Raw genomic sequence first — 15,150 nt, forward strand, 5'->3', positions numbered from 1 at the left:
TATGATAAATAAGAATAGTTTTACATATGGATGGGTTTGGCAAATGTGGCCAGTGCGGCCTCACGTACTGCTTCAGACATGGTTGGATGCGCATGACAGGTACGCCCTAAATCTTCAGACGAACCACCAAATTCCATTAATACAGCAATTTCATGAATCATTTCGCCCGCACCAAATCCTAAAATATGTCCGCCTAAAACTTTATCTGTTTTTTTACAGGCCAAAATTTTTACCAAACCATCTGTTTTTTGCATAGAACGCGCACGACCATTTGCCGTAAATGGAAATTTACCCACCTTATAATCAATACCCGCAGCCTTCAATTCTTCTTCTGTTTTACCGACAGAAGCCACTTCTGGTTCTGTATAGACAACACTTGGTATCACATCAAAATTCACATGACCTTTTTGACCTGCGAGTATTTCAGCAACAGCAACACCCTCATCTTCTGCTTTATGGGCAAGCATTGGACCTTTAACCACATCACCTATTGCATAAATACCCGTCACATTGGTTTGCCAATAGGCATCAATATCAATGCGCCCACGTTCATCAAGCTTTACTCCCGCTTCTGTCAAACCAAGCCCATCAGTAAAGGGGCGTCGGCCAGTTGCGACCAAAACAATATCTGCTTCTAAAGCTTCGCTTTCCCCACCTTTTACAGGTTCATAGGTCACTGTTGCACCCGACGATGTTTTTTCAACACCTGTTACTTTTGCTCCAAACTTATACTCAATTCCTTGTTTTTCCATGAGTTTTTGGAATTGTTTAGAAATCTCACCATCCATCTGGCCTAAGGCTTTATCAAGAAACTCAACAATTGTGACCTTTGCTCCAAGTCGGCTCCATACAGAACCAAGTTCTGAACCGATAACACCTGCGCCAACAACAACCATTCGTTCTGGAACTTTATCTAGAGCGATAGCGCCTGTTGATGATACAATCACCTTTTCATCAATTTCAACATTCAAACCTGGAATCCCAGATATATCTGATCCAGTTGCAATGATAATATTTTTAGTTTCTAAAATTTTGGTACCGCTATCGTTTTTTGTTACCTCAACTTTGCCTGTACCTAAAATTTTGGCATGACCATAAATCGTGTCAATTTTATTTTTCTTCATAAGAAAACTAACGCCACTTGTGTTGGCATCTACCGTTGTTTTTTTATGATTCATCATCGCATCAAGATCAAGTTTTGGCTCTGAAACCAAAACGCCTAAACTCTCAAAACCATGATGAGCTTGCGCAAAAACTTCAGAAGCATAAAGCAAAGCTTTAGAAGGGATACAACCCACATTAAGACATGTCCCGCCTAATGTTTCACGCTTTTCAATAATAGCTGTTTGCAATCCTAATTGCGCAGCTTTAATTGCTGCGACATAGCCACCTGGTCCTGCACCAATTACGACAACATCATATGACATTATATTTCCTTTCTTTGCGGCTTAAAAGCCTCATCTATAAGCGATTATTTTACGTTGCTTTTTGAAATATCAGCCGAATACCAAATCCAATAAATACAAAACCACATAAGCGATCAATCCACTTTGATGCACGATTAAATGCCGCACGCATCATAGGGGCCGTCATAAAAAGGCTTACCATAACAAACCAGATGATCAATAAAACCGACATGGATAAACCATATCCTAATTTCATCGTCGTTGGTGTAGAGACATTGACCAATGTTGAAAATATAGAAAGAAAGAAAAAGACAGCTTTTGGGTTTAAAACATTGACAACAAAGCCAATCATATAGGCAGATTTTAAGCTTTGAGCCTGTTTTGCTTTCACCAATTTTTTCTTATCATTATTTTCAACTAAAAGCATTGTTCCATTCGACGTTAATGCCTTCAAACCAATATAAAACAGATATGCAACACCTAGCCATTTAACAATATTAAACAATAGTAGTGATTGGGTAATAATGATACCAAGTCCTAAAACCGTATAAGTAACATGAACTAATAACGCACTTCCAATACCAAAGGATGTCATCATGGCATGACGTCTACCAAAAACTAACGATTGTCGAATAACAATAGCAAGATCAGCACCAGGTGTAATGGCTGCAATCATAAAAACTGCCATAAGTGTTGCCCATTCATGGAGAATATCATGCATTTTTTATCTCCATAAAGCCGCAAACATAATTGCAAGCCCAACAATTGAAAACAGCCATATAATTGAACGTATATAAGGGATCCCTAAAAGATAAAACGGCAAATAAAGCATTCGAGCCACCAACCATATAATACCACCAAAAACGGTTAAAATTATATCTGATGGATAAAAGGCACTCATCAGCATAAGCGCTAAAAATGCAAGATAGGTTTCACGAAAATTTGCACTGGCACGCACTGCTCTTCCTGCAATTGGTGATAAAGCGATACCGCTATGATCCCTTGGACCAGCATTCCAAGCACGCCCTTTGTCTTTGGTCACAAAGAAAGCTTGTAAAAAAATATGCACCATCAACATAATGACACTTAAGGCCAATAATGTTGCTGGTGCATTGATCATAACATCATCCACTTTTTAAAGATCAAGAACCAACCGTTCTGGATCTTCAAGGCTTTCTTTTACACGAACAAGGAAAGTTACTGCTTCCTGACCATCAACAATACGATGATCATAAGAAAGAGCAAGATACATCATTGGGCGCACAACGATTTGCCCACCAACGACCATAGCGCGCTCTTTAATGGCATGCATCCCCAAAATACCCGATTGCGGTGCATTCAAAATAGGTGTTGACATAAGAGAGCCATAAACACCACCATTGGTAATGGTAAATGTCCCACCTTGCATATCAGCAACAGAAAGTTTGCCATCACGTGCCAAACGACCAAGTCTTCCGATTTCTTTTTCAATATCAGCAATAGACATTTGATCGGCATCACGAACAACAGGAACAACAAGCCCCTTTTCAGTGCCAACAGCAATCCCTGCATTGACATAATTTTTATAGATCAAATCAGTACCGTCAATTTCAGCATTGACAGCTGGTATTTCTTTTAAAGCATGACAAACAGCTTTGGTAAAAAACCCCATAAAGCCAAGTTTCACGCCATGTTTCTTTTCAAAAATATCTTTATAACGTTTGCGCAAATCCATGACAGCTGACATATCCACTTCATTAAATGTTGTCAGCATAGCAGCGGTATTTTGTGCATCTTTCAAACGACGCGCAATTGTTTGACGCAATTTTGTCATACGAACACGCTCTTCACGAGCGGCATCGTGCGGCGCAGAAGCCGCTCGTGGTGCACTCGTTTGTGGAGCAGAAGATGATGTCCCTTTTGAAAGAGCATCAAGGACATCTCCTTTTAAAATTTGTCCACGTTTGCCTGATCCATCAATTTGATCAGAAGACAAATTGTTTTCTGCCATTATTTTTGAAGCAGATGGTGCAGCCGGCTGAGAGACAGTTGCATATTCTGATGCTGTCTTTTGCTTATCACTTGAAGATGTAGATGAAGGCTGAGATGCTAGTGTTTCTGCCTTTGGTTGCGCTGGCGAAGTTCCTGCCGCACCTTCTTCAACAGACGCTAAAAGAGCGCCAACTTCAACCGTATCGCTTTCTTTAGCAACAATTTCAGATAATTTTCCAGCAACAGGTGAGGGCACCTCAACTGTCACCTTATCGGTTTCCAATTCAACCAACGGTTCATCCATTTCAACGGCATCACCTGGTTGTTTAAACCATTTTCCAATTGTTGCTTCGGTAACGGATTCACCCAAAGTTGGAACGCGAATTTCTGTAGCCATAATATTTTTCCATAAATCAGAAGGTTTAAAAATTAAGCCAATGCGTCTTCAAGGAAAGCCGCAAGCTGTTCAAGATGTTTTGACATAAGTCCGGTTGCTGGGGAGGCACTGGCTGGGCGACCAGCATAGCGCGCACGGGCATATTTTGCACCGATATGAGCAAGAACCCACTCCAGATAAGGCTCAATAAACGACCAAGCCCCCATATTTTTAGGTTCTTCCTGACACCATACAATTTCAGCATCTAAAAAGCGCGATAAAACATTAACAAGCGCTTTTGCAGGAAAGGGGTAAAGTTGCTCAACACGCAAAAGATAAACATCATCGATACCACGTTTTTCACGTTCTTCATAAAGATCATAATAAACCTTACCTGAACACAAAACAATCCGACGAATTTGATTATCTTTTTGCAGTTTAATCGGTTGATCATTTAAATATTCCGCATCATCCAATAGCAAGCGGTGAAAGGTCGTATCCGCTTCCATCTCACTTAAAGATGATACAGCACGCTTATGACGCAAGAGTGATTTTGGTGTCATAAGAACAAGTGGTTTGCGAAAATCTCGTTTAATCTGACGGCGTAGAATATGAAAATAATTTGCAGGTGTGGTACAATTTGCCACTTGCATATTATCTTCTGCACAAAGTTGTAAAAACCGTTCTAATCGAGCAGAGGAATGTTCTGGTCCTTGTCCTTCAAAACCATGGGGCAATAAACATACGAGACCCGACATTCTTAACCATTTACGCTCACCTGAAGAAATAAATTGGTCAAAAACAACTTGCGCACCATTAGCAAAATCACCAAATTGAGCTTCCCATAAAGTCAGACCGCGCGGTTCAGCAAGCGAATAACCATATTCATATCCTAATACTGCCTCCTCCGAAAGCATGGAATTGATCACTTCATAAATCGCTTGGCCTTTTTGCAAATTATTTAAAGGAATATAGCGATTTTCATTTTCTTGATCATAAAGCACAGAATGACGTTGGCTAAATGTACCTCGTTCCACATCTTCACCTGATAAGCGAATAGGGGAACCTTCTATACATAATGAACCAAAGGCTAAAGCCTCAGCGGTGGCCCAATCAATACCCTGACCTGTTTCAAACATTTTGGCACGATTATCAAGAAAACGCTGAATGGTTTTATGAACATGAAAATCAGCTGGAAGTTCAACAAGTTTATGGCCTATTTCTTTTAAGGTTTTTGCCGCAACGCCTGTTGCACCACGACGTTGTTCATCGCCATTATCCGCAACTTTCAATCCCGTCCAAGTTCCATCAAGCCAATCAGCCTTATTGGGTTTATAAGTTGAACCTGCTTCAAATTCGACTTCAAGCTTATCACGCCAGCTATGCTTTTGTTCAATAATTTCTTGTTCATTGACAAGCCCTTCTTGAACAAGTTTATCGCCATAAAGCTGTAATGTTGTTTTATGACCACGTATGGCTTTATACATTAGCGGCTGTGTAAACGAAGGTTCATCACCTTCATTATGACCAAATCGACGATAACAGAACATATCAATGACCACAGGCTTATGGAAAATTTGACGAAATTCTGTCGCAACTTTTGCAACAAATACAACCGCTTCTGGATCATCACCATTGACATGAAAAATCGGTGCATCAATCATCTTTGCGACATCAGATGGATAAGGTGAGGAGCGCGAAAAACGTGGATTGGTTGTAAAGCCAATTTGGTTATTAATAATAAAATGAATGGAACCGGCAACACGATAGCCTTTTAAACCTGAAAGACCAAGAGTTTCTTGAATAACTCCTTGACCTGCAAAAGCTGCATCACCATGAATAAGCAATGGCATAACTTTTGCCCGTTCACTTAAAGGTATCAGATCAGTACGGGTGGGGCCTACAAGCTGATCTTGTTTAGCACGCGCCTTACCAATAACCACTGGATCTACAATTTCCAAATGTGAAGGATTGGGCAAAAGTGACAAATGCACTTTATTGCCATCAAATTCGCGATCAGATGACGTTCCAAGGTGATATTTTACATCGCCTGAACCTTCAACATCATCAGGTTTATAAGATCCACCTTTAAACTCATGAAAAATAGCACGATGAGGTTTAGAAAGAACTTGAGATAAAACATTAAGACGACCACGATGGGCCATACCAAATATTATTTCTTCAACGCCAAGCGCACCACCACGTTTGATAATTTGTTCCAAAGCAGGGATAAGCGCTTCACCACCATCAAGACCAAAACGTTTTGTTCCTTTATATTTTGTATCAAGGAATTGTTCAAAACCTTCTGCTTCTATTAATTTTTTTAAAATGGCTTTTTTGCCTTCAGGTGTAAAGGCAACCTGCTGCTCAGGCCCTTCAATACGTTCTTGAATCCACGCTTTTTGTGAAGGATCAGAAATATGCATAAATTCCACACCAATGGTTGAACAATAAGTGCGGTTAAGAATTTCTAACATTTGCGGGATCGTCGCATATTCAAGACCCAGCATATTATCAATAAAGATTTCACGACCATAATCTTCAGGCGAAAAACCATAGGTTTCAGGCGAAAGCTCGTTATAATCTTCTGGCTTTTCAGCAAGTTGTAAAGGATCAAGTTTTGCGTGCAAATGTCCACGCATACGATATGCACGAATCATCATAATCGCACGAACAGAATCACGCGCGGCGTGAATAATATCACTTTCATTGACGTTTTCTTTACCACTTAAAGCAGCCTGTTCCGCTTTGTTTTTAAGCTTTTCGCCAATATATTTTTCAATGACCGGCCAATTTCCATCTAATGCCGAAACCAATTCACCACTTTCTTTCAGCGGCCAATTCTTACGTTTCCATGAAGCTCCTTCAGCATTTTTCAAAACATCTTCTTTATCATCTTGAAGACTATCAAAAAATTCACGCCACTGAGGATCTACATTTGCAGGATTTTTTTCATATTCGGCATAAAGCTGATCTATGTAATCTGCATTGCCACCGTATAAAAACGATGTTTGCTCATAAAGATCGTTGGACTGGTCTTGCCTTGCCATTTCTATTGCCGGAACGACTGTTCCGTCTCCTTAAAATCCGTGGTTAATTTCCAACGGATATTGTTAAATGAAGCCTTATGCTTCGGTTACGATTGTTGTGTTCGCCAATAATGGCGAACACTTAAGCTTTTAAAAATTATCCCTTTAAAACCTCTACCAAGGTTTTACCAAGTTGTGCTGGTGAAGGAGAAACACGAATACCTGCCGACTCCATGGCAGCAATCTTATCTTCTGCTCCCCCTTTACCACCAGAAATCACAGCTCCAGCATGACCCATTGTGCGTCCTGGAGGCGCTGTACGTCCAGCAATAAAACCAACAGTAGGTTTTTTACGACCTTTTTTGGCTTCATCTTTTAAAAATTGCGCTGCATCTTCTTCAGCAGAACCACCAATTTCACCAATCATCACAATTGACTGTGTTGCATCATCAGCCAAAAACATTTCTAAAACGTCAATAAATTCAGTTCCTTTAACAGGATCACCACCAATACCGACCGCTGTTGTCTGACCAAGTCCTTCATGAGAGGTTTGAAAAACCGCCTCATAGGTTAAGGTTCCCGAACGAGACACCACACCAACAGAGCCTTTTTTGAATATTGACCCTGGCATAATGCCAATTTTGCATTCATCAGGCGTTAAGACTCCAGGACAATTTGGTCCAATCAAACGTGATTTTGATTGATCAAGGCGGGCTTTAACATTGACCATATCAACAATGGGAATACCTTCTGTAATACAGACAATAAGACCAATTTCTGCTTCAATCGCTTCAATAATAGCCGCTGCAGCGCCTACAGGGGGAACATAAATCACAGATGCATCCGCACCTGTTTTTTCTTTCCCCTCAGCAACGCTTGAAAAAATCGGCAATTGTTCGCCATTTGAACCTTGCCAGGTTTCGCCACCTTTTTTAGGATTCACGCCACCAACCATTTGCGTACCGTGATAAGCAAGTGCTTGTTCTGTATGAAATGTTCCTGTTTTACCAGTCAGTCCTTGTACGAGAACTTTCGTATTTTTGTTGACCAAAATCGACATATCTTCAAGCTCCCTTCACGGCGGCTACAATTTTCTGCGCAGCATCATCAAGATCATCAGCAGAAATTACATTCAAACCACTTTCGTTGATAATGGTCTTGCCTTGCTCAACATTTGTCCCCTCAAGACGCACTACTAACGGAACTTTTAAACCAACGTCTTTAACGGCAGCAATCACACCTTCTGCAATAACATCACAACGCATAATACCACCGAAGATATTGACCAAAACACCTTTTACATGGGGATCAGCAGTAATGATTTTAAATGCCGCCGTGACCTTTTCTTTTGTCGCACCACCACCAACGTCCAAAAAGTTTGCTGGTTCTGCACCATAAAGCTTAATAATATCCATAGTAGCCATAGCAAGACCGGCACCATTAACCATGCAACCAATATTGCCATCAAGCGCAACATAGGCGAGATCATGTTTTGAGGCTTCAATTTCCTTAGGATCTTCTTCCGAAGTATCACGAAGCTCAACAATATCAGGGTGACGAAATAGCGCGTTATTATCAAAAGAAACCTTAGCATCCAAAACACGTAAATGCCCATTGGTCATGACAATTAATGGATTGATTTCAAGCAAGCTCATATCTTTTTCCGTAAAAGCTTTATAAAGGATTGGAAAAAGCTTTAGCCCATCTTCACGCGCAGTATCGCTCAGTTTTAAAGCTTCACAAAGCTTTTCACCGTCTTCTGGCATGACACCTTTTTCAGGATTAATGGGTAACGTTAAAATTTTCTCAGGCGTTTCTTCAGCAACGGTTTCAATATCCATGCCGCCTTCAGTTGAAACAACAAATGCAATTTGCCCGACACTGCGATCAACAAGAAGAGACAAATAGAGTTCACGTTCAATATCTGCACCATCTTCAATATAAAGACGGTTTACCTGTTTTCCCGCTGGTCCTGTTTGCTTGGTTACCAAAGTTTTACCAAGCATTTCTTTGACATTGGCAACAACTTCCTCCACCGATTTTGCAAGGCGTACGCCACCTTTTGCATCGTTATCAAGTTCTTTAAACTTACCCTTACCACGCCCACCAGCATGAATCTGACTTTTAACCACATAAAGCGGTCCAGGTAATTTTTTTGCCCATTCTTCTGCTTGTTCTACTGAATAAACAGCAACCCCATTTGCAATCGGTGCGCCGTAATCATGAAGCAGACGCTTAGCCTGATATTCATGGATATTCATTCAATTTTCCTTTTCATTTTTCGAGTCATTTATTCAGATAATGACGCCTTTTTTTAAATATGATTAAAAAACAGATGATAAATGCCTTATGGTGCTTATTTTAAACTTGGCTCAATCCCCACACATGCATCACACAGCCCTTTTACCGCATCAACAGATTTTCCAAAGGCTAATTTTTCTTGCTCATCAAGATTAATCTCAATAACACGCTCAACACCTCCTGCACCCAAAACAACAGGCACACCGACATACATATCTTCAACGCCATATTGACCAGAAAGATGCGCAGCAACAGGCAATACTCGTTTTTTATCTTTAAGATAGGCTTCTGCCATAGAAATAGCTGAAGAGGCAGGTGCATAAAAAGCAGATCCTGTTTTTAATAAGCCAACAATCTCAGCACCACCATCCCGGGTGCGTTGAATAATCTGATCAAGTTTTTCTTGACTCGTCCAACCCATTTTAACAAGATCAGGCAAAGGAATTCCAGCAACCGTTGAATAACGAACAGATGGCACCATGGAATCTCCATGACCCCCTAATACAAAAGCCGTAACATCTTCAACAGAGACATGAAACTCCTCTGCAAGGAAATAACGAAAACGTGCAGAATCGAGCACGCCAGCCATACCGACAATTTTATTGGGTGCAAGTCCTGAAAACTTTTGCAATGCCCAGACCATGGCATCAAGCGGATTGGTAATGCAAATAACAAAAGCATCAGGTGCATATTGTTTTATGCCTGCACCAACTTGTTGCATGACTTTAAGATTGATACCGAGCAAATCATCACGACTCATGCCGGGTTTACGAGGCACACCCGCCGTAACAATGATAACATCTGCACCTTCAATCGCTGCATAATCGTTTGCACCACTAAATTTTGCGTCAAAACGATCTACAGGAGAAGATTCAGCAATATCAAGCCCTTTTCCTTGTGGTGTGCCTTCAGCAATATCAAACAGAACAACATCACCAAGCTCTTTTAAACCGATCATATGCGCCAACGTTCCACCAATCATACCAGAGCCGATAAGAGCGATTTTATTGCGTGCCATTTTGGTTTCTTTCCTAAATTGTGTCTAATATTTAAAAACTATTGCTTCTAATATCCGACGATAAACTCGAAATTGTTTTTCTGATGATATTTTAATCATGAGATCATCAAAAAATTCTGAAACTTTTATGAGGATATTTTGAACATTTCATCCGATTTAAACACTCTCATTTATACCGACATTTTGTCATCAAAAATATCATCAGTTTAGGGATAAGACGAATCATAAAAAAACACAACAAATTCTTCTAAATTGTTTAAAAACAAAGACTTATTTTTATAGCAGTTTACGTTAACGTAATATATAGGTATAAAAACTACGGCAAATCACTTAAAAAGCGGCTTATTTTTTAAATTTCGGTATCAGCTGGATTTTTTTCCGCCCAAATTGTCAAATATTCATCACTTTGCATTTCAAAAAGACGTGATGCTGTTCGTTCAAACTCAAAAGTTTCTGTTGTTTGACTTGTCCCTTGATAGAGTTTTTCAGGTGTTTGTGCAGCTGACATAAATAGACGTATGTGCCGATCATAAAGCGTATCAATCAATAAAATAAAACGTTTTGTTTGATTACGATGTTCATCATCCATAATTGGAACATTATCTATAAAAAAAGTACGGTAACGTGCCACAAGTGCTAAATAATCACTTGCCGCAAGGGGTTTTGAGCAAAGATCAAGATAATCAAAACGCGCACTATCCTTTGTTGCCAAAGGGATATGAACTTCGTGGCCTTGCACAATCACATCATCTGGTTGTGCATCTTTTTCACCCACGATAATATTCCATGCCGCATCCATTTTCACACGAGTTTCACGACCAAGTGGTGTTAAATAAACAGGGCGGCGATCTGCCTTTTCCAAACGATAATCTGTTTTTGCATCAAGATTTACAACGTCGACATGATTTTTCAAATCGTCAATAAAAGGAAGAAAAAGACCACGATTAAGACCATTTCGATATAAATTATCAGGCGCAACATTTGATGTTGCTACCAAAACAACGCCTTGAGAAAATAAAGCATTAAAAAGACGCGACAAAACCATGGCATCAGCAATATCTGTGACAGTGAATTCATCAAAACACAAAATTTTTGCTTCATTTGCTAATGCTTCAGCAACAGGAGGTATTGGGTCATTTTGTTTTGTTTCACCCCGCTTCAATGCCTGTCTATGATGATTAATGCGTTCATGGACGTCTGCCATAAAATCATTAAAATGGGCTCGTCTTTTATTTCCTTGTGGTAAAGAACAAAAAAACAAATCCATCAGCATGGTTTTGCCTCGCCCCACATCACCGTAGATATAAAGACCCTGTAATGGCAGACTATTTTCTTTACGTTTTCCAAAAAGCCAACCAAGTGGCGAACTTTTGTGGGAAAGGCTTTTTTCAGCAATGTCACTTAAAAGACGGTCAAAACGATCTGTAAGGGCAAGTTGGGCTGGATCTGGACGTATATCACCCTCACTAACCAAAGCCTCATAACGCTCACGCACAGATCCCATCAATCCATTCCTTTTAAACTTAAAAACAAGGTATAAACAAAGTTTATAAAGCTGTTTTTAAATTTTATTTAACGACTTAATATCACAGCTTGTCCGCTATTTGTTTGCCCTTCAAAGCGTCCTTGTGACGTTGAATAAAGCGTTGCGACTGAACTGCCTGAGCCATCGTAAAAACTTAGCTGTTTACCATTCACAGCCCAAGAGCTAACTCCAGTTAAAGCCGCAGGACAATGAAGAGGTCCCGCACGATAACCTTGTCCGTATTTTGTTTGTGGTGTAGCAATTTGACAATTCATCCCTCCAACTGAAGCTTTCCAAACACCTGCAACACTTGCTGGTGTTAAATCACTTGCATTCATCGGTGGCTCAAGACTTGCCATTTGGGTTGTATCCCCCATTGTACCCTCTGGCACATCTGGGAAAGACGATGGTGGGGGTGGAAGCTGAGATTGACTAACCGTACCACTCGTCACCGGACCAGCGATAGCTGCTGGTTGGGGAACATTTGTATTACCGCCGAATCTGGATGATGAACATCCTGCTAACACAACTGACATCGCAGTTATTGCTAGAAGTGATTGTTTCGATATAACCATAATATTACTCTCTTCATCGCCTAATCATGCTTTCAACCATAAAATTTCCATAGGGTTTATGCACATTAATTATTAATCTAAACCATAAATAACAAAATGGTAGCAGAAAAAAAGTAAAAACAAAGAAAATACAAAAAAGACTTTAAATGCTCATGCTAATTTATAATATACCGTATAATTTTTTAAACAAATTGATCCCACTTTAAAACTATAAACATTTGATTGTATTCAATAATTTAGATAAAAAGTTTTATAAATTTGAGCGTTTACCACAATATAAAAAATTTTTTCAAGAGGCTTAATTTCAGTATTGTTATAAGAATAACTCTCATAGAAATGGCATTTAAACATATTTATAACTGATGGAGATTATAATCTAAACTTTTTTCGATCCATCATTTCATACCTTTTGAGGCATATAATTGAGAAAGGCCGCCCTCATACTTTGAAAAAAGCACCATGTCAAAAATACGCTAACAACTCAATCATTAAACAAAGACTATCATTCGTCATTTAACCAATGCAATGACTGGTATTTTGTTGTAATTTAAGTCATATATAACATATTATGGACAATTATAGCGACAAAATGATTACATTTTATAAAATGAATGGCTTGGGCAATAAAATTATTGTTGCCGATATGCGCAAGCAAACGTGCGCGTTCACAGCTGAGGCAGCAAAAAAATTGTCCCAAAATAAAGAAACAGCATTTGACCAAATTATGGCTGTTTACCCACCCAAAAAACCAAATACAGATTATCACATTGATATCTTGAATACTGATGGATCTAAGGCACAAGCATGTGGCAATGGCACACGTTGTGTTGTTGAGTGGCTTTATACAGAAAGATTAGGCGATCAATTTGTTTTGGATACCGCTGCAGGCGTTATTTGTGCTCAACGTCTTGAAAATGGTTTTGTTTCGGTTGATATGGGTCCACCATATCTTCATTGGAGCGATATACCAACGGCAAGCTCTGTAGAAGATACAAATCATGTTCAAATAGAATTGGGTCCACTGAAAGATGCCTGTCTCGTTTCAATGGGAAATCCACATGCCATTTATTTCATCGAAAATGATATTGATGAAATCGCCCTTGATAACTATGGAGAAAAACTTGAAAATAATGTTTTTTTTCCTGAGCGATGTAACATTTCTATTGTTCAAATGCTCTCATCAAAAGATTTAAAAATGCGCACATGGGAACGTGGGGCAGGATTAACATGCGCATGTGGAACAGCCGCATGTGCAGCTGTTGTCGCTGCCAATCGACGTGGATTGGGTTCAAAAAAAATGAGAGTACAGCTTCCCGGTGGTCATCTTGAGATTTATTGGCGTGAAGACAATCATATTATTATGACAGGCGCGACTGAATTTGAATTTCAAGGAACACTCGACCCTATAACAGGTAGCACGAAAAAGGCACTTTCATAAATGGCGACAGAAATTATTACTTTTGGATGTCGGCTTAATGCCTATGAATCAGAAGTCATGCGTAAAGAAAGCAAGGCGGCTGGCCTAGATGCGTTAGAAAATGGTGCTATTATTTTTAATACGTGTGCAGTAACTGCAGAAGCAGTCCGTCAAGCCAAACAGGCTATTCGTAAGGCGCGACGAAAAAATCCCAATGCACGCATTATTGTCACAGGTTGTGCTGCTCAAACATTAGGACAAGACTTTGCCAATATGGGTGAAGTTGATCTTGTACTTGGTAATGAAGAAAAACTTCATCGCCATTCCTACCGACAATTGCCAGAATTTGGGGTGAACAATTATGAAAAACTGCGTGTAAACAACATTATGGAAGTGCGCGAAAATGCACCACATATGGTTGATTCAATTGAAGGACGTGCACGTGCATTTGTACAGGTTCAAAATGGCTGTGACCATCGTTGCACATTTTGTATAATTCCTTATGGGCGTGGTCCATCCCGCTCTGTTCCCATGGGCGCGGTTGTAGAACAAGTGAAACGACTAAGCTCTAATGGCTATCAAGAAATTGTTTTGACAGGTGTGGATCTTACAAGTTATGGCCCAGATTTACCGGGAAAAACGACGCTTGGAACCCTTGTAAATGCTATTTTGCATCACGTGCCTGATTTGCCGCGTTTGCGCTTGTCATCTATTGACTCTATTGAGGTTGATGAGGCCTTAATAGAACTTTTAGCCTATGAAAAAAGGATCATGCCTCATTTACATCTTTCCCTTCAATCAGGCGATAATATGATTTTAAAACGCATGAAAAGACGGCACTTACGTGATCAATCCATTGCATTTTGTACGCAATTACGTGCCAAACGGCCCGAAATTGTTTTTGGTGCTGATCTTATTGCTGGTTTTCCTACAGAAACCGACACTATGTTTGAAAATAGCCTAAAATTAATTGACGAATGTGGTTTAACCCATTTGCATGTTTTCCCTTTTAGCCCAAGAGAAGGAACACCTGCTGCACGTATGCCAATGATAGATGGCAAAATTATCAAAAAACGCGCAGAAATTTTGCGTCAAAAAGGTGAGAAAGCTTATCAAAATCATCTTCAGCATTTACAAATGAGCGAACAGATGATTCTCATTGAGCGTGATGGAATTGGACGAACAGAAGATTATACACTAACAAAAATTGAAGGTAGCCTTGCAGGCACTTTGGCAAAAGCACGCATTACTGGAAATGATGGTACCAAACTCTTTGCCGATCTTATTCAACAAAATGCTGCTTAATCAGGAATAATACAATGGCAAAAGGCTTATTGAAAAAGGTATTTTCATTTGGTTCAAAATCAACGAATGAAGACACTGAAGCCGAGATCTCAAAAACCAACGCACCTCAACTCACACCATTTGAGGCCTATCAAGCTGAACAGGCAAAAAAAAATCAGCTTAGCAATCAGCCAGAGCCAGAGCCAGAGCCAGAGCCAGAGCCAGAGCCAGAGCCAGAGCCAGAGCCA

General features: G+C 39.8%; 12 protein-coding genes and 1 pseudogene. 3 read left to right on the plus strand and 10 right to left on the minus strand.

All coding sequences use genetic code 11. The features are described 5' to 3' along the window. Nucleotides 1-20 precede the first annotated feature (20 nt). The 10 genes from lpdA to ME5_RS01515 form a co-directional block, all read right to left on the minus strand. Nucleotides 21-1,427 (minus strand): dihydrolipoyl dehydrogenase, encoded by a 1,407-nt coding sequence (gene lpdA, locus ME5_RS01470; protein ID WP_008037768.1) that lies wholly within the window; start codon nt 1,425-1,427, stop codon nt 21-23. Between the two features lie 49 nt (nt 1,428-1,476). Then, complete coding sequence (locus tag ME5_RS01475) at nt 1,477-2,127, minus strand: LysE family translocator (RefSeq protein ID WP_008037770.1); 651 nt, start codon at nt 2,125-2,127, stop codon at nt 1,477-1,479. 3 nt (nt 2,128-2,130) lie between these two features. Further along, complete coding sequence (locus ME5_RS01480; RefSeq protein WP_008037778.1) at nt 2,131-2,526, minus strand: MAPEG family protein; 396 nt, start codon at nt 2,524-2,526, stop codon at nt 2,131-2,133. A gap of 15 nt (nt 2,527-2,541) precedes the next feature. Beyond that, complete coding sequence (gene odhB, locus ME5_RS01485; RefSeq protein WP_008037780.1) at nt 2,542-3,774, minus strand: 2-oxoglutarate dehydrogenase complex dihydrolipoyllysine-residue succinyltransferase; 1,233 nt, start codon at nt 3,772-3,774, stop codon at nt 2,542-2,544. Nucleotides 3,775-3,806: 32 nt separating this feature from the next. Further along, nucleotides 3,807-6,803, minus strand: a complete 2,997-nt coding sequence (locus ME5_RS01490) for a 2-oxoglutarate dehydrogenase E1 component (protein ID WP_008037781.1) — start codon at nt 6,801-6,803, stop codon at nt 3,807-3,809. A gap of 136 nt (nt 6,804-6,939) precedes the next feature. Then, nucleotides 6,940-7,842, minus strand: coding sequence for a succinate--CoA ligase subunit alpha (sucD, locus tag ME5_RS01495; RefSeq protein WP_008037783.1), 903 nt, complete (start codon nt 7,840-7,842; stop codon nt 6,940-6,942). A gap of 4 nt (nt 7,843-7,846) precedes the next feature. Then, nucleotides 7,847-9,043: an ADP-forming succinate--CoA ligase subunit beta gene (gene sucC, locus ME5_RS01500; protein WP_008037784.1), complete on the minus strand. Its 1,197-nt coding sequence runs from the start codon at nt 9,041-9,043 to the stop codon at nt 7,847-7,849. Nucleotides 9,044-9,138: 95 nt separating this feature from the next. Beyond that, nucleotides 9,139-10,101, minus strand: a complete 963-nt coding sequence (mdh, locus tag ME5_RS01505; protein WP_008037786.1) for a malate dehydrogenase — start codon at nt 10,099-10,101, stop codon at nt 9,139-9,141. A 349-nt stretch (nt 10,102-10,450) separates the two neighbouring features. Continuing rightward, nucleotides 10,451-11,605, minus strand: coding sequence for a cell division protein ZapE (gene zapE, locus ME5_RS01510; RefSeq protein ID WP_008037789.1), 1,155 nt, complete (start codon nt 11,603-11,605; stop codon nt 10,451-10,453). Nucleotides 11,606-11,673: 68 nt separating this feature from the next. Next, nucleotides 11,674-12,201 (minus strand): protease inhibitor Inh/omp19 family protein, encoded by a 528-nt coding sequence (locus tag ME5_RS01515; protein ID WP_008037791.1) that lies wholly within the window; start codon nt 12,199-12,201, stop codon nt 11,674-11,676. A 589-nt stretch (nt 12,202-12,790) separates the two neighbouring features. Between ME5_RS01515 and dapF the strand changes: the two genes are divergently transcribed. From dapF to ME5_RS10720, 3 genes and pseudogenes are all read left to right on the plus strand, one after another. Next, nucleotides 12,791-13,639: a diaminopimelate epimerase gene (dapF, locus tag ME5_RS01520; protein WP_008037793.1), complete on the plus strand. Its 849-nt coding sequence runs from the start codon at nt 12,791-12,793 to the stop codon at nt 13,637-13,639. Next, a complete protein-coding gene (gene mtaB / locus ME5_RS01525; RefSeq protein ID WP_008037799.1) occupies nt 13,640-14,923 on the plus strand; it encodes a tRNA (N(6)-L-threonylcarbamoyladenosine(37)-C(2))-methylthiotransferase MtaB in 1,284 nt (427 codons plus the stop codon). It begins immediately after the preceding gene. 14 nt (nt 14,924-14,937) lie between these two features. Next, nucleotides 14,938-15,150: pseudogene (locus ME5_RS10720) on the plus strand (hypothetical protein); the annotation flags it as partial.

It is taken from the genome of Bartonella tamiae Th239, from assembly GCF_000278275.1.
GTDB classification, from domain to species: Bacteria; Pseudomonadota; Alphaproteobacteria; order Rhizobiales; family Rhizobiaceae; genus Bartonella; species Bartonella tamiae.

Bases quoted from the DNA above. Each gene is read 5' to 3' on its own strand.
- lpdA (WP_008037768.1), bottom strand. From the start codon at position 1,427: ATGTCATATGATGTTGTCGTAATTGGTGCAGGACCAGGTGGCTATGTC.
- ME5_RS01475 (WP_008037770.1), bottom strand. From the start codon at position 2,127: ATGCATGATATTCTCCATGAATGGGCAACACTTATGGCAGTTTTTATG.
- ME5_RS01480 (WP_008037778.1), bottom strand. From the start codon at position 2,526: ATGATCAATGCACCAGCAACATTATTGGCCTTAAGTGTCATTATGTTG.
- odhB (WP_008037780.1), bottom strand. From the start codon at position 3,774: ATGGCTACAGAAATTCGCGTTCCAACTTTGGGTGAATCCGTTACCGAA.
- ME5_RS01490 (WP_008037781.1), bottom strand. From the start codon at position 6,803: ATGGCAAGGCAAGACCAGTCCAACGATCTTTATGAGCAAACATCGTTT.
- sucD (WP_008037783.1), bottom strand. From the start codon at position 7,842: ATGTCGATTTTGGTCAACAAAAATACGAAAGTTCTCGTACAAGGACTG.
- sucC (WP_008037784.1), bottom strand. From the start codon at position 9,043: ATGAATATCCATGAATATCAGGCTAAGCGTCTGCTTCATGATTACGGC.
- mdh (WP_008037786.1), bottom strand. From the start codon at position 10,101: ATGGCACGCAATAAAATCGCTCTTATCGGCTCTGGTATGATTGGTGGA.
- zapE (WP_008037789.1), bottom strand. From the start codon at position 11,605: ATGGGATCTGTGCGTGAGCGTTATGAGGCTTTGGTTAGTGAGGGTGAT.
- ME5_RS01515 (WP_008037791.1), bottom strand. From the start codon at position 12,201: ATGGTTATATCGAAACAATCACTTCTAGCAATAACTGCGATGTCAGTT.
- dapF (WP_008037793.1), top strand. From the start codon at position 12,791: ATGATTACATTTTATAAAATGAATGGCTTGGGCAATAAAATTATTGTT.
- mtaB (WP_008037799.1), top strand. From the start codon at position 13,640: ATGGCGACAGAAATTATTACTTTTGGATGTCGGCTTAATGCCTATGAA.